The following is a 21,013-nucleotide window of genomic DNA, read 5'->3' on the forward strand; positions in this document are numbered from 1 at the left end:
GCCGACAAGATTCGGGTTTAACAGGCCGAACCCGCGCCCCGATCCGCACCGGCGATCCCGCCGAAAAGCCAAGCTGTTCCAAAAACTTAAGGAAATTTCAGCTTCCGCCCCCTCTCTCCCTTGCAAAATCCGCCCCATCCCTTCAAGAGAGGGCGCTTCCGGAGAGATGGCCGAGTGGCTTAAGGCGCACGCTTGGAAAGCGTGTGTGCGGGAAACCGTACCGTGGGTTCGAATCCCACTCTCTCCGCCATTCGCACGATTTTGTGCGCCAAACTGCGATCTTCTACGATCCTACGCGTTCGAACCGTTCTTGGTCCGTGATAGCCGTCGGCACGCGACGCTAAGAATCGCGGCTGCCGGCGCGATTGCGGCCTTGGTCGGCTCGCGCGTGCGGTCGGCGACAAGCGGCTGTCAGCCACCCTTCTGCAGGCCAGTCGCCAAGCTTTGCACCATCAAGCCGCGGGTGCCAGCGCAGGAGCGTGTCCAGCCGACAGCATCTGAATTCCAGGAGTCGTTTCATCTCTGCCAAGAACGCTTGAACATCGTTGCGCACTCGTGTGTTTGATCGTTGCGGTCATTCTGTCGCCAGTATCACGCGAGCCAGCTCCGACGGATTCTCGACGGCTGAGAAGTGGCCGGTATGTTTCAGCGTCACCATCTGCGCGGCAGGGATCAGCGACCGTGTGCGTTCGCGCTCATTTGGCCGGGACCAATCGCTATCGCCATAGACGAGCGTCACAGGCGCCGAGATCTGCCGATAGTAGTCGCGTGCCTTGCTCCAGGATCGCCAGCCTGCCAGCACCTTGCGTGCGGCCCGCTTGTATCCCGGGCGGTGGGCTACTTCATCGAATTCGGCGAGCAGATCGGCCGGCAGTCTGCGGGGGTCGTGATAGCCACCGCCCATGATCTTGCCGAGGATCATCTTGTTTTCGAGCGATGCATTCACCGCACCGAGCACGGGGATCTGCAAACTTCCGATGATGAAATTCGCGAGCCAGTTGCCGCGTCGAATACCGTCGCCGTAGCGGGTCTCGTAATCGTAGGGGTTGATCGCATAGACCCGCTTCACCCGCTGCGGAAGCGACGCCGCCACTGTGAGGGCCAGTGCGCCGCCGATCGACTCGCCAACAACCGTTACCGCCGAAAGGTCTAGCTCCTCGATGAAGCGAATGACGGCCTGCCTGAAGTAGGGTTCGTCGAAGCTCGCGCTCGGATCAATCGGTGAGTGTCCGTGGCCTGGGAGGTCAATGGCGTACACCGTGTGCGATGTCGCGAGGAGGGGCGCCAGACTGCGGAAATATTCGAGCTGCGTCCGGATCGTATGTATCAGGAGCAGCGGAGGCCCGCTGCCGATCTTTTGAAAACGTACGCTTAGCGTCTCCGATATTTTTAGCAAACTCGGTTTGACTTCAGTCGCGCTAAGCATTCGATCCCTCTCTCTGCTTTGAAGGGGGCGATCGTTCAAGCGCAGTCGCGTCGCGAACCTGTTCGGCCGCCGCGTCCAGAAGGGCCCGAGCCAGATCGGGGTCGTTGACGACGCGCGACAGCGTCACCGCGCCGACCATCGTCGCGAGAATGGCCATGGCCTTGCTGCTGGAGGTCTCGCCGCCGCTCTCGACAACGAAGCGGCCGAGCACTTCGAGATGCGCCTTGATTCCCGCTTCGAACGCGGCTTTCACGTCGGGGCCCTGCCTGGCGGCATCGGAGCCGAGCGCCACGATCGGGCAGCCGTCCATCCTTTCTTCGCGATGGTCGCCGCTGAGGTAAAACGCGATTACCGCGCCAAGCGGATCATCAGGATTTGCCGCAGCCGCGTCCGACCATCGGCCGGAAGCACTCTCCAATGCGCGCTTGGACGCCTCTAACGCCAGCTCCTCTTTTGAGCCGAACTGCTTGTAGAAGCCGCCTTGGGTTAGCCCGGCCCCTTTCATCAGATCCTTGAGCCCGATGCCATCGAAGCCGCGCTCCCTGAAGAGGCGACTTGCCACATTGATCACGGTTTGGCGGTTCTCGGCCGCCTGGGTGCGACTCACGCGCATCGTGGCTCTCCATTTGGATTTCGTTCGACTTCTATATTTTAAATAGAGTTCGAGCGCAATCTATCAAGCTGCGTGGCTTGGATTTGGCCGCCAGACGGGGAAAAGGCTCGGTTTCCGGGGATCACATTCGCGTTAGCGTCCTAAATTAGATTGCGATCGAAATCTAAGTCCCGTATAGAAGTCGAACGAAATCTAATCCAAAGGAGACGGTCATCATGATGAGGGGTGTTGCGGTGCTGGCCGGAATTCTGATCCCGGCGGGGGTGGCCACCTTCGTTGCTCTTGCGATTCCCGCCCAGGAAGCCTCTGCGGTCAGCGACCCGAGGCAGGAACCACCGATGGTCCGTGTGGTGACGGCGGCGCGGGTGAGCGGATCCGAACGCGGTTTCACGGGCACCGTAGGCGCGAGGGTGGAAAGCAATCTTGGTTTTCGCGTTGCCGGTAAGATCGTTGAGCGGCTCGTGAATGTCGGTGAGCAGGTCAAGGCCGGGCAGCCGCTGATGCGGATCGACGAAACCGACCTCCGCCTTGCGCTCACGGCGAAGCGCAACGCCGTTGCCGCGGCGCGCGCAACCGTCGTTCAGACGGATGCGGATGAGCGGCGATACGCCAACCTCGTCAACGACGGATGGACGTCCCGGCAGCGCTACGAGCAGGCAAAAGCCGCGTCGGATACAGCCAACGCGCAACTCGCCGCGGCCGAAGCCGAAGCTAGCGTCGCCGAGAACCAGGCGACCTATTCCGTCCTGGTGGCGGATGCGGACGGAACGGTCACCCAAACGCTTGGTGAGCCGGGACAAGTGGTCTCCGCCGGCCAGACGGTTGTTCGGCTCGCGCAGTCCGGTCCTCGCGAAGCCGTGGTGGCGCTTCCCGAAACGATCCGGCCGGCGATCGGCTCGCTGGCCGAGGCGAGCCTGTATGGAAGCGATGGGCGCCGCTATACCGCACGTCTCCGGCAGTTGTCGGATTCCGCCGACGCCCAGACCCGCACCTACGAGGCCCGCTACGTGCTCGATGGTGGGGCCGCGGCGGCACCGCTTGGTGCGACGGTCACCATTCGGCTTGCAAGTCAGGATAGTCAGCCGGAAGTCCAGGTGCCGCTGGGAGCCGTGCTCGACGACGGCAGAATGACAGGCGTTTGGGTCCTCGACAGCGCCACCTCGACCGTACGCTTTCAGCCCATCAAGCTTCTGCGTGTGACCAGCGAAACCGCCGTGATCTCTGGATCGAGCTCTGGTGACCAGATTGTTTCCCTCGGCGCTCATCTCCTGCACGAGGGCGCTCGCGTCAGGACTGCCTCTGACAGCGGGAGCAACTGATGAGCCTCAATCTTTGCGCGATTGCCGTTGGAGAAGTCAAATGCTGTACAGTTACATTGTCAGGAAAGAAATCCGAAAGACCTTCGACCACGTCAACAACCATCGCTGGGATGACGCGGTGAAGGCAGTCGCGCCGCATGTCCACCACCGCGTTTCCGGCGCCCACGCGCTTGGTGGTGAGCGCCACGACAAAGAAGCTCTGCGCCGTTGGTTTGAGCGCCTCGGCCGCCTCCTGCCCACTCTCCATCTCACGGTCAACAACATCTGGGTGAAGGGCTGGCCGTGGAACACCACCGTGTTCGCCCAATGGGACGCCACCGCAACGCTGCTCAACGGCGACGCGTCGTACGTCAACCGTGGTCTCCACGTGTTCACCCTGCGGTGGGGTAGAGTCTATGCACTCGAGGAATTTCAAGACTCGCAGGAAGCGGCCCGTGGGCTTGCCGCCCAAGCGGCAGCTGGCCTCAAAGAAGCTGTCGCCGAACCAATTGTAAGTAGCAGAAGCGCAGTCAGAGGCCGCGCTTTTTAGATAAGCGCGGTTCACTCGGCGCCCACCTGCTGCAGGACGGCGCGAGCGTCAGGACGGACGTCGAGGAAATAGGAGTGGCCAAATGATGAATTTCAATCTCTCCGCGATCGCCGTTCGCGAACGGGCCGTAACCCTGTTCTTCATCGTCCTGCTGGCGGCCGCAGGCGCCTACGCCTTTCTCATGCTCGGGCGTGCGGAGGACCCCTCCTTCACCATCAAGACCCTGACGGTCACGACCGTATGGCCGGGCGCGACGGCGCGCGAGATGCAGGACCAGGTCGCCGAACCGTTGGAGAAGCGGCTTCAGGAGCTGACCTGGTACGACCGGGTGGAGACGACCACACGGCCAGGATATGCGTACATGACGGTTACGCTGAAGGACAGCACGCCGCCATCCAGCGTGCAGGAGGAGTTCTACCAGGCCCGCAAGAAGCTGGGGGATGAAGCCCGCAAGCTGCCGTCTGGTGTGCTCGGCCCCTTCGTCAACGACGAATATTCCGACGTGAGCTTCGCCCTCTATGCCCTCAAGGCCAAGGGCATGCCGATGCGGGAACTTGCCAGGCAAGCCGAGACCATTCGTCAAGATCTTCTGCACGTGCCCGGCGTCAAGAAGATCAACATCCTCGGTGAACGTCCCGAACAGATTTTCATCGAGTTTTCCTATGCCAAACTGACGACGCTCGGCGTGTCGGCACAGGATATTGTTGCCGCCCTGCAGCGGCAGAACACGGTGACACCGGCAGGCTCGATCGACACCAAGGGGCCACAGGTCTTTATCCGGGTCGATGGCGCCTATGATAGCGTCCAGGCGATCGCCGACACGCCGATCGTCGCCGCGGGGCGGACGCTGAAACTCTCCGACATCGCGGAAGTCCGCCGCGGTTACGAGGATCCTCCCACCTACCTCATCCGACACCAGGGTGAGCCCGCCGTCATGCTCGCTGCGGTTATGCAAGAAGGCTGGGATGGCCTCGCACTCGGCAAGGCACTGGAAGAGAGGTCCGCAGCCATCTCTCGCACGCTGCCACTCGGGATGACGCTGGCCAAGGTCAGCGACCAGGCCGTCAACATCACCTCGGCGGTTGACGAATTCATGATGAAGTTCGCGATGGCGCTCGGCGTGGTGCTGCTGGTGAGCCTGCTCAGCCTTGGCTGGCGCGTCGGCATTGTTGTCGCGGCCGCTGTCCCTTTGACGCTTGCCGTCGTGTTCCTCATCATGCTGGAGACTGGCCGGTTCTTCGACCGCATCACGCTCGGCGCCCTCATCCTGGCGCTTGGCCTTCTCGTCGACGACGCCATCATCGCCATCGAGGTGATGGTGGTGAAAATGGAAGAAGGCATGGACCGCATCAAGGCGGCAGCCTACGCGTGGAGCCACACTGCGGCGCCGATGCTGTCCGGAACACTGGTCACGATCGCCGGGTTCCTCCCAGTAGGGTTCGCGCGCTCAACGGCCGGCGAATACGCCGGCAACATCTTCTGGGTCGTGGGGTTCGCCCTCATCGTCTCCTGGATCGTGGCGGTGATCTTCACACCATATCTTGGCGTCAAGATGCTGCCCGCGATCAAGCCGGTCGAAGGCGGTCACCACGCGATCTACGATACACCGAACTATCGGCGCTTGCGCGGGCTTATCACCTTCGCCGTGCGGCACAAGTTCGTAACCTGCGGCATCGTTGGAATCGCGTTCGCGCTTTCCGTCATCGGCATGGGTGGCGTCAAACAGCAGTTCTTCCCGACATCCGACCGCCCCGAAGTGCTGGTGGAGGTTCGTCTGCCGGAAGGCACGAGCATCGAGACGACGACTGCCACAGTCGAGAAGCTCGAACACTGGCTTGACCAACAATCGGAGGCCAAGATCGTCACCAGCTATGTCGGTCAAGGTGCGCCGCGCTTCTTCTTCGCGATGGCGCCGGAGCTGCCCGATCCGGCATTCGCAAAGATCGTCGTGCTGACGCCTGACGCAGAGGCTCGCGAGGCTTTGAAGTACCGGCTCCGACAAGCGGTGTCAGAGGGCCTTGCATCTGAGGCAAATGTGCGCGTCACCCAGCTCGTGTTCGGACCCTACACACCTTTCCCGGTGGAGTTTCGGGTGATGGGGCCTGATCCCGCGCAATTGTACGCCATCTCTCAAAAGGCCCTCCATGTCATGCGCGGCGTACCCGATGTGCGGCAAGCGAACCGCGATTGGGGCAATCGCACGCCCGTGCTCCGCTTCATACCGGATCAAGATCGACTGAACCTCATCGGCCTTTCGCCAGCCGAGGTGGGCCGGCAACTCCAGTTCCTGCTCACTGGCATCACGGTAACGCAGGTCCGCGAGGACATCCGCAATGTCCCTATCGTGGCACGCAGCGCCGGCGGCGAGCGGCTGGATCCGACGCGTCTGGCGGATTTCTCATTGATGAGCCGGGACGGCCGCTCGATTCCGCTCGACCAGGTCGGCCATTCGGAAGTCCGACTCGAAGAGCCGATCATGAAGCGGCGCGATCGCACACCCGTCGTCACGATTCGCTCTGATATCAATGAGGCGACCCAACCTCCGGAGGTCTCCAAGGAGATCAGGACAGCCCTTCAGCCGCTGATCGCATCCCTTCCGGCCGGTTATCGTATCGAACTGGGCGGATCGATCGAGGAGGCAACCAAGGCCAATGACGCGCTGGCGACGATCTTTCCCGCCATGATTGCCGCCATGCTGATCGTCGTCATGCTGCAGGTGCGATCCTTCTCGACGATGGCCATGGTCGTGCTGACGGGACCACTTGGCCTCGTCGGCGTCGTGCCGATGTTGCTGACCTTTCACCAGCCCTTTGGATTCAACGCGATTCTGGGCCTGATTGGACTGGCGGGCATCCTGATGCGCAACACTCTGATCCTGACCGAACAAATCAAGGAAAACCTTGCCGCCGGCCTTGATGACTATCACGCCGTCATCGAGGCCACGGTGCAACGTACGAGGCCCGTGATCCTGACCGCATTGGCTGCGGTGCTGGCCTTCATCCCCCTCACGCATTCCGTCTTCTGGGGATCGATGGCCTATACGCTGATCGGCGGCACCGCGGTCGGAACGGTTCTGATTCTGCTGTTCCTTCCTGCGCTTTATGCGGCGTGGTTCCGGATCAAGCCGACTGCAGATGAGCTCCATGGGGATTTGACGGAGGAACCGGAATTGCGAACAGCAATGGCCGCCGAGTAGGGCTCTCTTGTATCCATGAATCGTCCGGTCCGAGCGGGAGCTAATCCCGACGAGACGCGCACGCGCATCCTGGAGGTGGCGGAGGAGCAGTTTCGCCGCATCGGTTACCATAAGACGTCGGTGGCCGATATCGCCTCCGAACTCGGCATGAGCCCGGCGAATGTCTACCGTTTCTTTCCCTCCAGGGATGCGATCAACGAGTCGATCTGCGGGCGTGTCTTGCACGAAGTTGCCGACATCGCCTCGGCGATCGCACGCACGAACGTGCCGGCCATGGAAAAACTCGACCGGCTCCTGACCGCCGTTCACCGCCACAACAAGATGACGCTGGTCGAGAAAAAGCACATGCACGACCTGATTGTCGTCGCCATGCATGAGAACTGGACGATCATCAAGGCGCACGTCGAACGGATGGTGGCGATCTTCGAGGCGATCATACGCGCGGGCATCGAAGCGGGCGAGTTCGAGGTCGAAGATGCCGCGGAAGCCGCGCGAGCTGTCAAATCCGCCTTCACGCCATTCTTCCATCCGATTCTGATCGAGCACTGCATTCGACACGGCGAAGACACCGAAGCAGGCCTGCGCGACCAGATTCGTTTTATCCTGAAAGCTCTCGGCAAGTCCGGCTAAGCGGTGTGCTGCATTCAGGCCTGATGCGTTCGCCCGTCCGGGGCTGAATCCAGTTAAGCTTCCGTCTACAAGAAAACACTGCTCCGGAACAGTGGATTAGCGTGTAACGGAGCCCTGCTACTCTTTCTTGCGCCATCCCACACAGAGGCTTGAGGGGCAGGCGCGGTTGGGCCAATTACTGGTAGAGAGGACCGTAGGTGCCGTCCCCATAAGGCCGAGCGAATCCGCCTGAGCGAGGTTGCGTCCCAGGAGCTTGGTGATTTTGCCGGCGTGGGTCTGTAGATCGGCGTCGAGACGATCCGCCTCCCGCATCCGCTTCGCGAGAATCGTTGGACCGGATATTCGCGCAGGTTATGACTGGACAGGCTTGCGCCGGCAGCCGTTTCCGGAGGCGCGTCAGGCGTTGGCGATCAATGAAGCGATGTCCTCGAGCGGACGCCGGCTGAAGTCCTTCGCGAGCTCGCCTATGATCTTGCCTCTCAGGTCGCGGTGGAAGTGCTTGCGCATCTCCCCCAGGGTCCTGGGGTCGGAGACAACGACCAGGTGTTCTATGGTCCCGTCCAGGCTGAGCTTGTTCAGGAACGCGGCCGTCGCTGCCGCGAAGTCGTCTTCGACGAGCCGCCTGCCATCGGGGTTGGCAGAGCCGGTGTGATGCCGTGCACCCGAGCCTGAGCGGGCGGGCGCAGGTGGAGCCGCCGTGATCTCGACCAAGTGCACCCCAGGTTTCACGCCTGTATTGTGGAACAGGCGGATCGTCTCGCCGTCAGCGACTGCTACTGTCGTACCGATAGGTAGAATCATCGAAAGACCTCCCGTTCACGATCCCGCATAACGCCGGCGGATTATGATACTTGCATGCTGGCGCTCTGCGGCGCCTCTTCGATAAGCTCCTGGCTCGAAGCTCCCCAGAGCAGGGCAGTCCCAGCGACGGCCGAAAGAATCGACGCGGCGAACACGGCGATCTTGGCGGCCGAGAAGTCGGTGGCACTTGGAAACGCCTGTCCGGCGATGAAGAGCGACATCGTGAAGCCGATGCCAGCGAGAGCTCCTGCCCCGGCCAACTGCCGCCACGTGTACTCAGCCGGCTTGGCGGCTATGCCTGTGCGCACGGCCGCGGCGGCCGCGAGGAAGACGCCGAGCGGCTTTCCTATGGCGAGGCCAGCGACGATCGCGGCCATGAGCCAGCCATGCCCAATGAAGGCGCCAGGGCTGATCGTCACGCCCGCATTAGCCAGTGCGAAGATCGGAAGGACAGCGTAGCTCGACCGCGCGCCGGCGTGCCGCAGCAGCCGGTCGGCGGGCGATTCAAGTCTGTCGTAGATCGCGTCGAGCGCATGCAGTGCCGGCGTGGAGGGGCCGTGCCTGAGCACCTCGCCCTCATGCCGGGCCTCGGAGGCGATGATGGTGCTGGCCTGCGTCATCAGGGCGGCCAGGTTGGCTGGCGGCCGCGTCGGAATGAACAGCGCAAGTACCACGCCGGCCAGCGTAGCGTGGAGGCCGCCCGCGTAGACGAACGCCCACAACGCGACGCCCAACAGGATGTAAGGCGACAGCAGATAGACCCTCGATCGGCTCAGCAGCGCCAGCGCAACGACCATCGCCGCAGCCGCGGCCAGATAGCCCGGATGGATCTCGCCCGAGTAGAACACAGCGACGACGACGATCGCACCGATGTCGTCGACGATGGCCGCCGCGGTGAGGAAGATGCGCAGCTCGACGGGGACGCGGGCGCCCATCACGGCGATCAAGGCAATCGCGAAAGCGGTGTCGGTCGCCATCGGAACGCCCCACCCGTGCGACCACGTCCCCGCAGGGATGACCAGCGCATACAGAAGCGCCGGCACGACCATGCCGCCGAGCGCGGCCGCGATCGGAAGCGCGGCGGAGCGGCGGCTTGCGAGGTGGCCGACTGTCATCTCGCGCTTCACTTCCAATCCCACGACAAGGAAGAACACCGTCAGCAGGCCGTCGTTGACCCAATGGAGGATCGTCATCTGAAAGGTTGCGTCGCCCAAGCTCACGCCGAGCTCCTGGCGCCAGAGCGCCTCGAACGCCGGCCCGACCGGCGAGTTCGTCAGGACGATCGCCGCCACGGTCGCGAGGATCAGCAAAATACCGGCGGATGGGCCCCAGCTCGCGAAGTCAAGGGCCGCCGTACGGACGCGGTGGCCGAGCGTGCCAAGCATCGCGTCGACGAGAGAGCTCTCGTCCCAGGGCCCGTCGTAGCGCCGGCGGTTGATGTAGAAGGTCGGCGTGAACCTTACGCCGCTTGCGCGTGCGCTTGCGATGTCCGCCTCCACCCTCGCCCTCGCGCGCCGCACGGCGTCGCTGTCGCCGAGCACGAAGTCGGCGTTCACGCCGAGGTCGGCGGCCACCGCGACGAGGTCGTCCTCTGTGAGCTGCATCGACCTCGTCATCAGCTTGATGTGCGCGGACCAGAACGCCTCGGGCGTCTCGGCAAGCTCAGCGAGCTCGGCGGCCCGAAACGCAAGGCTGTTGTCCGTGAGCGGCATGTGCCGGAAGGCGTAGCAGACGCGGTCGCCGAGTTGGTCGCGTGCTTGCGCAATACGCTCGTTGGCAGCCCTGCAGTGCGGGCACGCGTAGCTGCCGTACTCGACGAGTGTGATCTCGGCATCGACGGGGCCGAGCACGTGGTCCGTCTCGTGGTCGACCGGACGGTCGAGGCGGCCGGGCGGGGTCATGAGCTCCATCGGTGAGCCGGTCTCCAGGTGTTCGCGCCGGCTACGACGTCGGCGTAGCTGTCGCTGGGTTGACGATGTGGAATACGCCGCCGATCTCCACGCACCTGGACGCAATGAGGCCGCTACCGCCATCGCGGACGCCCCGCACCCTTGCGCTCAACGCACGCTGCACTCCAAGCGCGACGCCTGTGCCGTCCGCGAGCACGACGACATCCTCCAGCGGCGGGCTTTCGACAGAACCGCAGAATGAAACGCCGATTGTCTCCTTGATGTGCATGTCGGACCTCCTGGCCTGCGATCGTTCAACGGAACGCCGACTTCGGCCCGTATACGAGGGCGGGCGACGATTAGGTCGAAGATTGAGTCCGTGACGGTCTAAAGGAAAATCACCTCTCGCCATGGAGTCGATAGCCGACCGTTATCGAGAATGGCTGAGAGACGCGCGGCACCGCTGCGGAGGGAGCGCGGCGCTTCCGCCTGCGAGCACTCGCCCGAGCGGAACTCTCGGCGACCGCGCAGAGATGTTCACGTGCCTACGGCCATCATAACGCGCGGCTATCGACTTCATGGCGTGACGTCATTTCCCATTCGCCGCGCGCAATCCCATCCTGACGAACGTGAGCAGCAACCTTTCGCCGCCACTCCGACACCCGAACAAGGGTCCACAATCAGGAGGCTACAAATGTCAGTGAAGCAACCGGTTCTCACGCCGCCCCGCGGTGGCCAGACGGTGACCTCGAACGGGGGCTCGAGCGTCGAGATGAAAGTGGAGAGCAGCCAGAGCGGAGGCGAATATGGCGCTGTCCTGTGGACGGTGCGGGCCGGGGAGGAGCCGCCACTGCACACCCACTCGCGCGAGGACGAGCTGCTCTACGTGGTGCAGGGGCAGCTAATCGCGCGGGTCGGCGATGCCCGCGTCGAGGTGGGGCCCGGCGCCTACGCGGCTCTTCCGCGCGGTGTGCCGCATACAATCGAGGTAGTCGGCGACCAGGCGACCCTGCTGCTCAGCTTCGTGCCGGGTGGGCTGGAGCGTTTCTTGGTCCCCCGGAAAGGCGAGCAGCCCGATCCGGCCGCTTTCGGCCTGACGTTCCCCTAGGGCGGGGACCGCGGCGCGCGGCGTTCGCGACCGTGCGCCCGCTCGGGCCCCGGGTGCCGGCCGCGCGCGACCGCGCCAGATGCTCCTTTCACCCGCCGACGGAGGAAATCCGCTATGGTCACTCGCGGTTTCACAGGTCGCCAATCCGGATCAGAACCATCGGACCGGATTCCTCCGGGACAGCACCTCGTCGACAATTTCCCGGTGCTTACGGCCGGCCCCACGCCGCGAATCGAGCCCGCGGACTGGACTTTCACGCTCAAGGTCGGACCTCGTCCGGTCAAAGCGTGGAACTGGTCGGAGTTCAACGCGCTCCCACGAACCAGGATGACGCGAGACATCCACTGCGTGACCTCGTGGTCGAAGCTCAACACCGCCTGGGAGGGCGTGGCCGTCGACGACATCCTCGCCGACGCTGGCCTTGGCGCACCCACTCCGTTCGCACTCGCACATTGCTACGACGGATACTCCACCAACGTGCCGCTCGCCGACCTCGCAATGGGGAAGGCGATGGTCGCGCTCAAGTACGAAGGCCAGCCGCTGCCGCGCGACCATGGGGGGCCGGCGCGCCTGCTCGTGCCGCATCTCTACTTCTGGAAGTCGGCGAAATGGGTGAACGGGCTTCAGTTCACGGAGCGCGACGAGGCCGGCTTCTGGGAGCTGCGCGGGTACCACATGTACGGCGATCCGTGGAATGAGCAGCGATACACGAATGACTGAAGCGATTGCCGCAACCGCGCGATGGCAGAGCTGTGCGATTGTCGAAGTCGCGACGAGAACGCCGGCTATCAAGAGCTTCTTTCTCCGCCTCTCCGAACCGTTCGACTATACGGCCGGACAGCACGTTGACGTGCGGCTGACTGCGCCCAACGGCTACACTGCCATGCGCAGCTACTCGATCGCCTCGGCCCCGAGCGACTCCAAGGTGATCGAGCTGGCGATCGAGCGCCTCCCGGACGGTGAGGTCTCCCCGTTTTTCCACGACGTCGCCCAAGTAGGCGACACGATCGAGCTTCGCGGGCCGCTTGGCGGACACTTTCTCTGGCCGGGGCCTTCCAACAAACCAGTGCTCTTGATCGGCGCCAGCTCCGGCGTCGTGCCGCTCATGGCGATGATCCGGTATCGGAAGGCCAGCGGAGAGCCAGTGCCTGTCGCGCTGCTGCTATCCTCCAGGACCTGGGGTGACGTGCTGTTCAGGGACGAACTCCTCGAGCTCGAGAGGTCGCTTCCCGATTTCGTGCTCGCCTTGGCCCTGACACGCGAGCCGGCGGCGCGCCGCACCGATTTCAGCAGGCGGATCGACGGCAGGATGGTCGCTGACGTCGCGGCGCGGCTGCCCGTGTCCCCCGGCTGCGCCTTCGTGTGCGGGTCGAACGCCTTCGTCGACATCGCGGCGGACGCCGCGCTCGCTTTGGGACTGGAAGCCGGGGCGATCAAGACCGAACGCTACGGCGCTTGAGAGACGATCCCTCTCGCTTGGCGAGAGGATAATTTTCGTAAACGCCGGATTATCCGTGGAGCGGGACACGACCATGTTTTCAGTGATTTTCGAGGTCCTCCCTAATAAAGAGAACTGGGATGACTACCTCGACAAAGCCAAGATGCTGCGCCCCGAGCTGGAGCAGGTCGAGGGCTTCGTCGACAACATCCGCTACAAGAGCCTGATCCGCGAGGGTTGGATCCTTTCGCTTTCGAACTGGCGGGACGAGAAGTCGCTCGTCCGCTGGCGCACCCGTACGCGCCATCACGAGGTTCAGCAGAAGGGCCGCGACGAAATCCTCGCAGACTACCACCTGCGTGTCGGCCAGATCACTGCCGACAACAAGGTGCCCGCGGGGTGCGCCCTCACGGAGCAGCGGCTCGACGAGACCGAGGTCGGGGAGGGAACGACGGTCACGCTGATCAACGCGACGCGCCCCGCGGAGTGGAAGCAGACCAACAACCCGTACGACTGCGCCGAGTGGCTCGGACTGAACCCTTGGGCCGCCGACTGCACGTCCTGGGACATCTTCGACGCAGTGCTCACGCCCGGCGACCTGATTCTGCTCATATCCTGGAAGGACGCCGCTGCAGCGCAGGCCTACGAGGACGCTTCCGCGCCGAATGACAAGGCGAGGGTCCGGAGAGTGCGGATCGTGCGCGACTACGGGAAATACGACCGTCGCGAGGCGCCTCAATACTACGCAGATGCCAAGGGCGGCGAGACCCTCCGCGCCTGACACCGCTCCGTCGGGAAGGGCCAGCCTGCCGCGAGTTCGACTCTGCGTTCGCCCTGCGAGGGTGTTCACGAATTGTCGTTGAGGCTTGCTCCGCTTGTTGTCGAACGATTGATCTCAGCGCTGACGATCACGTCTTGGGGATCGCGTACGCGCGACGCGGTGACCCGTCCGAACTGATCCCGGTCCTGGCCCACCTCGCAGCGCACTGGCCCGGCTCTCAGAAGTTCCTGAAAGCGTGTCCGTGCGTCCGAATCAATAGACCGAGCCGTTCCAACGTGTGCATGCAGGTAGCATCTACGCCCCATGATTGCGACGTGCCCCTCACGTCGTCGACTGCAAAGGCTCGTCGGTCTAGACGACCGCACCTTGACGGAGAACAACAGCCCATGGAGCTTCATCAGGTTCGCTACTTCCTCGCCGTGGCGTCCACGCTCAACTTCACCCGCGCCGCCGAGCAGTGCAATGTCACGCAGCCCGCCCTGACCAAGGGGGTGCAGAAGCTCGAGCAGGAGCTCGGCGGCCAGTTGATCTACCGCGAACGCCAGCTGACCCAACTCACCGATCTTGGAAAGGAAGTCCTTCCGATGCTGGAGCGCACACTGGCCTCGGCAGAGGCGGTGCGTCGCAGGGCCCAGGAGTTCCAACGCAAGGACGTCGCGCCATTGAAGATCGGCCTCGCCCCTTCAATCTCGGCCTCGCTCGTCCTCGATCCGATCGCGGAGATCGCAAAGTTCGTCCCTGGACTTCACGTCGAGCTGCGCGAGGGCGCGGCGGAGAAGCTCGTCGACCTCTTGCTTGAGGGCGAGATCAACGCCGCAATGGTCGGAGACGTGCAGGACGTGCCCGCCCGCATCGACGACTGGTCGCTGTTCGAGGAGCGCTACGTCGCGGTTCTCGCGCCGACACACCAACTCGCAAACCGTCCCTCGATCGGCATCGACGACCTCCGTGAAACCGTCTTGCTGGAGCGCGCCGACTGCGACGTCGCCCCGAAGATCCAGCAATCGTATTTCCCCGAGAAACCGCCCCAACTCGGCCACCGCAGCGGTCACGACTTGCACCTGCAGCACATGGCCGCGGCTGGCTTCGGCGTGATACTCGCGCCCGAGCACATGCCGCGCCTTCCGACGCTCAAGACCATTCCGCTCGAAGGCGACCCGGTTTCGCGCGAGGTGCGCCTACTGGCTGTGCAGGGGCGCCGCTACTCGCCGGCGCTGGACGCTTTCGTCAAGGTCGCGCGGCTTCGCGACTGGTCGGTCGAAGTCCCCGACCGGGGCGTGCCGCACGCAGCGGTCCCGGAGGTGGCGAGGACGCCCGCATGACCACGACGCGCACGCCGGCGGCCAACCGCTTCCAGCCAATCGATCCTCAGCCTGATGACTCCCCACCGATGCTAAACCAGACCGACAAGACACTCGCCCGGATTCGCACCGAGCTGTTGACGACGTTCAGCACCGCGGACTGGGAGTCATACAACCACCTCGTGGGCTGGCTCCGGGATACAGACGTGGCATCGCATGCGTTGAAGGTCGGAGACGACGCGCCGGACTTCCTCCTGCCGGACGCTGACGGCCGTCTCCACTCCTCCCAACAGCTGCGCCGCAACGGACCCCTCGTCCTGAGTTTCTTCCGAGGCGGCTGGTGTCCGTTCTGCACCGCTGAACTCTGCGCCCTCCAGGCTGCGAAGGATGAGTTCGAGAGCGTCGGCGCGACCCTCGCAGTCGTGACGCCCGAGACGAGGGACTTCCCGCGGCAGCTCAAGCGGAGCCTGGGCTTGGACCTGAAGGTGCTCTCCGACGTCGACTACGGCGTTGCCATGTCGTATGGCGTGCTGTTCCGGGTGCCTGACGAGACCAAAGCGCACTATTCCGGGCTAGGCTTCGACTTCGGCGCCCGGCACGGGTCACCGGTGTGGATGTTGCCCATTCCCGCGACCTACGTGATCGACGCGGAAGGCCGGATCCGCAGCGCGTTCGTCGAGCCCGACTTCACGATCCGGGCGGAGCCGGCGCAAATCCTGGCCTCGCTGCGCCAGACCGCTTCCACGTCCTGATGAGGGAGCCAAGAAGTGCCGTGCGCGCCGGCGTCCCGTCTGTCGGGATCAGCCGTCGAGGAGTGCGGCGTGCTCCTTGGACGACGATACCTCACGCCTATCGAATGCATGTCCAAAGGGAATTTCTAATTTCGTCGGCTGCGTCCGATCTTTGGGTCTGCTAGGCCGGCCGAGCACACGCGGTCGGCTCCACAGCGATTGAAACAGTGATTGAAGCCGTTGCGCCGGGTCACCGTGCGGCGCGCGAGCAGCAAAGGAGACCCCCCATGAAATTATCGAGGACCGTCGGCCTGGCTGTCGCCGTCTCGCTGGTCGCCGGCACCGTGGCAGCACTCGCGCAGATCAGCGGAGCGACTCCGGCCGGTCCGACCGCGAACGTGGTGGACGCCGCCGGGCACCTGCGCGTGCCGGCGGACTACCGAACCCTCTACCAAGCGCTCGGCACCTGGGCGATTGCCGCCGACAGCGGCCAGGGCTCGAAAGAAATCCACGCCGTCTACGCATCCCCGGGAGCGATCGACGCCTACCGGAAGACGGGGCACTTCCCGGACAGCGCCGTCCTGGTGAAAGAGGTCTTCGAGACTTCGACGAACGAGATGACCACCGGCACGGTAAGCCACGCCGACAAGCTCAAGGGTTGGTTCGTCATGGTGAGAGACAGCAAGGGAACGCACCCCGGCAACCCGTTGTGGGGCGACGGGTGGGGATGGTCGTGGTTCGACGCGGACAAGCCGCTCAAGACCACCTCGACGGACTACCGTTCCGATTGCCAGGGGTGCCACGTGCCGGCCCAGGCCACGGACTGGATTTATGTGAATGGATATCCGGTCCTGCGTCACTAGGCACCGTATGCGTGGGAGCTCTCCTCTTGCCGCGGTTTTGCGGAGGTCATGCCCGCAAGCTGGTGCGGCAAGAAGATTGAAGGGCCTATTGTGACCATCCGTTTCGGTTATCGACCTTTCGGATCAGACCGACGTTCAGAATACAAACGAGCGCATGGAGGTCGACGTGTCCTTCTCGGTCTATGACATCACGGTCCCCGTCATGGTGCACGGGCTGAACGTGATGGACGACTATCTCGACCATGCCCAAGCGCTCGAGCGGACCAGGGGATTTGAGCCTGGAAGGATCCTTGGCGAGCGGCTCGCGTCCGACATGCTGACTTTCGGAGAACAATTTTCCGTAAGCTGCAATAAGGTCGAAGCGCACATGGCGAAGCTGATGCAGCGTGACGCGCCAGCACCCCACGACACCCTCATGATGTATTCGGCATTGAAGGGGCGGCTCCTCGAGACGCGCGGCTTCCTGCAAAACGTGCAGCCGGACGAGATTGCCGGCGCGCAGTCCCACACATACGAGCTGACGCCGCCTATCGTGCGCGGGTGGTTCGGCGGCGACGACTACATCCGGCATCTGGTGCTACCCGACTTCTTCTTCCACATCTCGATTGCGCACGCGATCCTTCGGCACCTCGGAGCAAAGATCGGGAAGCGCGACTACCTCGGCAACCTCAGCCAGCAGAGCGGCGGTGACTATTCGTGAAAGGCGGGCGCGGTGCGCGACACGGGCCGAGGCCTTCAAGACAAGAAAGCAAGTTCAGGGGACGCCGATAGTGAACGAGTTGCGAGAGGTCATTGGCGCGCTGCAAAGCGAAGCGGACTTCGAGGCTGGAGGCGCGAATTGCATGAGTTTCCATGAGACGTTTCGGCGAGACAACGCCATGCATATGATCGACGTGCTCGCAAGCGGGGTTGCTCACGACTTCAATAATAGATTGCAGAGCATGGCCAGCGCCCTCAGCATGATACGCGCACGCGTTGCCGCCGGGTGCACGTCCGACCTCGGTTCCCTCATAGAAGTTGCAGAACGATCGCTCGTTAGCGCCAGCGAGCTCGCGCATCGTCTTATGACTGTTGCGCGTAAAACGCTTCATCAATCAGACAATCTATTTCACCTTAACGATGCCCTCCTTTCAATGAGTGATCTGCTGCGCTGCGTCGTCGGAGAAGGAATCGTGCTGCGCTTGGCTTTATCGGATTCAGCAACTCGGATCCGGTGTGATTCTCACCTGCTCAAATGCGCGATCATAAACCTTGTGATAAACAGCCGAGACGCAATGCCCAGCGGAGGTATCATTACAATCGAGACCAGTAAGACTTACTTGCCCAACGGCGACGATGGCCAAGAGTATGTTTCCCTATGCGTCACTGATTCTGGATGTGGCATTACCTCCGATGTCCTGGAAAAGATATTCGAACCATTCTTTACGACGAAGCCACAAGGCGTCGGAACAGGGCTTGGACTTCCAATGATACGCCATTTTGTTGATCAGGCGCGCGGCCACATTGAAGTTCACAGCACGCCGCAACAGGGCACATGCATAAAGCTCTACTTACCGGTTGCGGCCGAAAGCAAGATAGAAGCAGCTTAAGTCGCTAGTCAGTCTCGAACCACGAAGTCACTTTAGAGATGGCAGAGCGGTGCGCACAGCTTGGGATGGGAAGTTTGGTCTCGTCCTGTAGTGTCCGTCGACCGCCGGCAGGACCATGCTGCTCACGGTCCGCGATCGTAGCGAATATCGCGCGGGTGAGCGTGGGCGGGGGACACGCCGCTCCGCATGGCTGCGTCAGTGAAGTTGAGGGTGCCTGCCAGGTTTAGGAAATATTGAATCTGGTTGAATTCCATGCCTTCTAAGCCTCTCCCGAGCCGTCCGCTTTCGCCGCGACCGGTGTCAGGGTCATCGCGGCTGTAAGGGCGCCGCCGATCGAGGTCGCAGCGGCTACGGCGAGACCGACTTCGTAGCCGGACGCGAAAGACGCGACGCCGGCGGCCAGTGCCACGCCGGCAAGCTGTGCAATCCGGCTCGCCGCATTGTTGATGCCGGAGGCGAGTCCTTCGTCGGCCTGATCCACACTCGACATGACCGACGCAGTGAGCGGCGCCACGAGCACAGCGAAGGACAGGCCCAGCACGGTCATGGGTCCGATCACGCCGAGCATCAGCGATTCTTCCCGGCCGAGCGCCATCAAGATATAGGCGAGTGCCGCACCTGCCGGTCCCGCGACGAGCATGGCCCGCGCGCCAATCCTGTCCGCCAACCCGCCGAAGAGATTCGACAAGAATCCAACGCCAAGCGTGAAGGGCAGGAATGCCAGCCCGGCATCGGTCGACGACAGGGCGCGGCGATCGACGAGGTCAAAGGGTAACAGAAAGAACATGATCGAAACCGCCGCATAGACCATCAGGGTGGTCACGTTCAGCCCGAGGAAGGCGCGGTTCTCCACCAGGCGAGGTGGCGTCATCGGGTGTTCGCTTCTGCGCTCCCAGAACGCGTAGACGGCGAGCCCGACAATGCCAAGCCCGGCGACGATCGTGAGCACCGTGCCCGGCTGGGCTGGAGCGTCCGCGGCGGCCTGAGCTTCACCGGGGCCGATCTGGCTGAGTGCCCAGGCGAGCGCCCCGATCGCCGAAGCGAGGATCGCGGCGCCAATCACGTCGAACCTGCGCTGGATGCGGCCATCTTTCGGCGCGAAGACCAAGAGGACTCCCACTGTTACGAGCGCGAGCGGGGGGTTGATCCAGAACACGGATGGCCAGCCAAAGGTCTCGGTCAGCCAGCCGCCCAGGACGGGACCTCCAGCGGTGGTGAGAGCCGATGCCGCGGCCCATAGGCCGATCGCCCGGTTCCGCTCCGCACGCGGATAGGTGGCGCCGATCAGGGCGAGGCTGGCGGGGGTGACGATCGCTGCGGCCGCTCCCTGCGCGACGCGGGCAGCGATCAGCCAGGCGGGCGAAGGCGCCAGCGCGCAAGCCGCGGACGCCAGACCGAACAGGACGCAACCGAGCGCGAGCATGCGCGCCTTGCCATAAACATCCGCGAGCGCGCCACCAATCAATGTCAGCGAGGCGAGCGCCAGCATATACCCGTTGAGAACCCATTGAACGGAGGCAAGGTCCGCTCCGAAATCAGCTCGCAATCTCGGTAACGCGACGGGCAGCGCTGTCCCATCGATGAACGCCATCGAGGAGGCGAGCACACAGGCCGTAAGCACCATGCGCCGGCGCCGAGGCGGCGCTTCCCGCCCGAGCTCTCGCGGGCAGGGTTCTGCATCGATAACGCCGCGGCCGCAAGACTCTACAAACGGCTGCATCTCGTGGCGACGAGCTCGCCGTCTCTCGTTTGCAGGGTTGGTCACTTGGAGTCTCGTTTTGGGTTGTAGGTGCTTCTGACAGCGGTCTCACACTGTGGCGGTCGAACCCCGGCGAGGGAAATCACCTCTCGCCTTAGAATCGATAGGCGATCGTTATTGCCGCTCGCCGCGCGGCGTGACGCAGTGGCGGCCTGCGCAACTTGCCTTGATTTACGAATGGCGATGCGGACCGTCGCGGCACAATTCCTGGCCGCTATGAAAACTATATGCACCGGCTATTGGAAAAATTCGTCCGGCACTGCGATCAATAACCGCGACATTCGCAAATCTTAGCGAATAGCGCCCAGCAGAAAACAGGAGACCCCTGATGTCCGAGAGCTTTCCACTCCCAACTGAACCCGAAGGCGTTATCCCGTCTCTGCTCAAGCGATTTAACTCCGGAAAGATCGAGGCAATGATGGCCTTGTACGCCCCGGAGGCGGTATTCGTCGCGAACGACGGCCGAACCATCACTGATCGCGCCGAGTTCACGGCCATACTCGAGCACGATATCAAGCTCGGCCTGCCGCTGAAGGCAAATGTGCGCCATGTGTTCGTCGGCGGCGACACCGCCCAGATTGTGCTGGACTGGTCAATTGACGGAACAGGTCCTGACGGCAAGATCGTGCACATGCACGGCACAGCGAGCGACATCATGCGGCGCGGCGCGGATGGGTTCTGGCGGTACATTATCGACAATAATCAAGGCACGGCGGTGCGACATCCCGCCTGACGTATGTGCGCCACGGCAGCTCTCAGCGATGGAGCTGCCCTTCAGACTGGCGTCGACGATCACCGCGATGTCGTGCTGGCGCAGCTGCTGGCACGGCTTCGGGCTGCTGGTCAACGAGCTCGCGCCGCGAATCGCGCATTTATCGGGCAGGCGAGAGCTGGTTCGAACCGCCGGGCGCGACCCATTCGATCAGCCGCAACGCGAGCAAACAGAGCCGGCAAAGCTGCTCGCTGTCTTCGTCCTCGACACCAATGACAAAGTGCTGACCACGCCTGTCAAATAGCCTGCTCGCTGCGCCAGCCAAGAA

The 21,013-nt window shown here is 63.1% G+C and carries 20 protein-coding genes, 1 tRNA gene and 1 pseudogene; 16 read left to right on the plus strand and 6 right to left on the minus strand.

Annotated features, from left to right (window positions below):
• The first annotated feature begins 160 nt into the window (after positions 1–160).
• Positions 161–250, plus strand: a tRNA-Ser gene (locus ACVJGD_RS31505).
• A gap of 324 nt (positions 251–574) precedes the next feature.
• On the opposite strand, the gene ACVJGD_RS31510 is transcribed toward ACVJGD_RS31505, so the two are convergent.
• Together ACVJGD_RS31510 and ACVJGD_RS31515 are read right to left on the minus strand one after the other, a co-directional pair.
• Entirely contained in the window at positions 575–1,426 is an 852-nt protein-coding gene (locus tag ACVJGD_RS31510) for an alpha/beta fold hydrolase (RefSeq protein ID WP_456637864.1), read from the minus strand.
• On the minus strand, positions 1,419–2,039 hold the full coding sequence (locus tag ACVJGD_RS31515) for a TetR/AcrR family transcriptional regulator (RefSeq protein ID WP_456637865.1): 621 nt from the start codon (positions 2,037–2,039) through the stop codon (positions 1,419–1,421). The genes ACVJGD_RS31510 and ACVJGD_RS31515 overlap by 8 nt, the downstream gene beginning before the upstream one ends.
• Before the next feature lie 215 nt (positions 2,040–2,254).
• On the opposite strand from ACVJGD_RS31515, the gene ACVJGD_RS31520 reads away from it, so the two are divergent.
• From ACVJGD_RS31520 to ACVJGD_RS31535, 4 genes are all read left to right on the plus strand, one after another.
• Positions 2,255–3,358, plus strand: a complete 1,104-nt coding sequence (locus tag ACVJGD_RS31520) for an efflux RND transporter periplasmic adaptor subunit (RefSeq protein ID WP_456637866.1) — start codon at positions 2,255–2,257, stop codon at positions 3,356–3,358.
• Between the two features lie 40 nt (positions 3,359–3,398).
• Complete coding sequence (locus ACVJGD_RS31525; protein WP_456637867.1) at positions 3,399–3,887, plus strand: nuclear transport factor 2 family protein; 489 nt, start codon at positions 3,399–3,401, stop codon at positions 3,885–3,887.
• Between the two features lie 85 nt (positions 3,888–3,972).
• On the plus strand, positions 3,973–7,083 hold the full coding sequence (locus ACVJGD_RS31530; protein ID WP_456640437.1) for an efflux RND transporter permease subunit: 3,111 nt from the start codon (positions 3,973–3,975) through the stop codon (positions 7,081–7,083).
• A gap of 15 nt (positions 7,084–7,098) precedes the next feature.
• Positions 7,099–7,713: a TetR/AcrR family transcriptional regulator gene (locus tag ACVJGD_RS31535; RefSeq protein ID WP_456637868.1), complete on the plus strand. Its 615-nt coding sequence runs from the start codon at positions 7,099–7,101 to the stop codon at positions 7,711–7,713.
• 396 nt (positions 7,714–8,109) lie between these two features.
• Here ACVJGD_RS31535 and ACVJGD_RS31540 read toward each other — a convergent pair whose 3' ends face one another.
• From ACVJGD_RS31540 to ACVJGD_RS31550, 3 genes are read right to left on the minus strand one after another with little or no spacing between them, the layout of a single operon-like run.
• Positions 8,110–8,514: a baeRF12 domain-containing protein gene (locus tag ACVJGD_RS31540; RefSeq protein ID WP_456637869.1), complete on the minus strand. Its 405-nt coding sequence runs from the start codon at positions 8,512–8,514 to the stop codon at positions 8,110–8,112.
• 41 nt (positions 8,515–8,555) lie between these two features.
• Complete coding sequence (gene nhaA, locus ACVJGD_RS31545; RefSeq protein WP_456637870.1) at positions 8,556–10,424, minus strand: Na+/H+ antiporter NhaA; 1,869 nt, start codon at positions 10,422–10,424, stop codon at positions 8,556–8,558.
• 31 nt (positions 10,425–10,455) lie between these two features.
• Positions 10,456–10,692 (minus strand): hypothetical protein, encoded by a 237-nt coding sequence (locus tag ACVJGD_RS31550; protein WP_456637871.1) that lies wholly within the window; start codon positions 10,690–10,692, stop codon positions 10,456–10,458.
• 405 nt (positions 10,693–11,097) lie between these two features.
• Between ACVJGD_RS31550 and ACVJGD_RS31555 the strand changes: the two genes are divergently transcribed.
• The 9 genes from ACVJGD_RS31555 to ACVJGD_RS31595 all read left to right on the plus strand — a co-directional run bounded on the left by ACVJGD_RS31555 (position 11,098) and on the right by ACVJGD_RS31595 (position 18,214).
• On the plus strand, positions 11,098–11,511 hold the full coding sequence (locus ACVJGD_RS31555; protein WP_456637872.1) for a cupin domain-containing protein: 414 nt from the start codon (positions 11,098–11,100) through the stop codon (positions 11,509–11,511).
• A gap of 114 nt (positions 11,512–11,625) precedes the next feature.
• Complete coding sequence (locus ACVJGD_RS31560; protein WP_456637873.1) at positions 11,626–12,231, plus strand: sulfite oxidase-like oxidoreductase; 606 nt, start codon at positions 11,626–11,628, stop codon at positions 12,229–12,231.
• Positions 12,224–12,970, plus strand: coding sequence for a ferredoxin reductase (locus ACVJGD_RS31565; protein ID WP_456637874.1), 747 nt, complete (start codon positions 12,224–12,226; stop codon positions 12,968–12,970). The genes ACVJGD_RS31560 and ACVJGD_RS31565 overlap by 8 nt, the downstream gene beginning before the upstream one ends.
• Positions 12,971–13,025: 55 nt before the next feature.
• Positions 13,026–13,730, plus strand: coding sequence for an antibiotic biosynthesis monooxygenase family protein (locus tag ACVJGD_RS31570; protein WP_456637875.1), 705 nt, complete (start codon positions 13,026–13,028; stop codon positions 13,728–13,730).
• Positions 13,731–14,116: 386 nt separating this feature from the next.
• Entirely contained in the window at positions 14,117–15,052 is a 936-nt protein-coding gene (locus tag ACVJGD_RS31575) for a LysR family transcriptional regulator (protein WP_456637876.1), read from the plus strand.
• On the plus strand, positions 15,049–15,783 hold the full coding sequence (locus ACVJGD_RS31580) for a peroxiredoxin-like family protein (RefSeq protein ID WP_456637877.1): 735 nt from the start codon (positions 15,049–15,051) through the stop codon (positions 15,781–15,783). The genes ACVJGD_RS31575 and ACVJGD_RS31580 overlap by 4 nt, the downstream gene beginning before the upstream one ends.
• 266 nt (positions 15,784–16,049) lie before the next feature.
• A complete protein-coding gene (locus tag ACVJGD_RS31585; protein WP_456637878.1) occupies positions 16,050–16,625 on the plus strand; it encodes a cytochrome P460 family protein in 576 nt (191 codons plus the stop codon).
• A 166-nt stretch (positions 16,626–16,791) separates the two neighbouring features.
• Complete coding sequence (locus ACVJGD_RS31590; protein ID WP_456637879.1) at positions 16,792–17,325, plus strand: DUF1993 domain-containing protein; 534 nt, start codon at positions 16,792–16,794, stop codon at positions 17,323–17,325.
• 70 nt (positions 17,326–17,395) lie between these two features.
• Positions 17,396–18,214: a sensor histidine kinase gene (locus ACVJGD_RS31595; protein ID WP_456637880.1), complete on the plus strand. Its 819-nt coding sequence runs from the start codon at positions 17,396–17,398 to the stop codon at positions 18,212–18,214.
• 259 nt (positions 18,215–18,473) lie between these two features.
• Here the strand turns inward: ACVJGD_RS31595 and ACVJGD_RS31600 are convergent, their stop codons facing one another.
• Positions 18,474–19,838: an MFS transporter gene (locus ACVJGD_RS31600; RefSeq protein WP_456637881.1), complete on the minus strand. Its 1,365-nt coding sequence runs from the start codon at positions 19,836–19,838 to the stop codon at positions 18,474–18,476.
• 463 nt (positions 19,839–20,301) lie between these two features.
• Here ACVJGD_RS31600 and ACVJGD_RS31605 point away from each other — a divergent pair, with 463 nt between their 5' ends.
• Both ACVJGD_RS31605 and ACVJGD_RS31610 read left to right on the plus strand, forming a co-directional pair.
• Entirely contained in the window at positions 20,302–20,706 is a 405-nt protein-coding gene (locus ACVJGD_RS31605; protein ID WP_454621142.1) for a YybH family protein, read from the plus strand.
• A 131-nt stretch (positions 20,707–20,837) separates the two neighbouring features.
• Positions 20,838–20,989 (plus strand): annotated as a pseudogene (locus tag ACVJGD_RS31610) (cupin domain-containing protein); the annotation flags it as partial.
• Positions 20,990–21,013 lie beyond the last annotated feature (24 nt).

It is taken from the genome of Bradyrhizobium sp. USDA 10063, assembly GCF_054063735.1.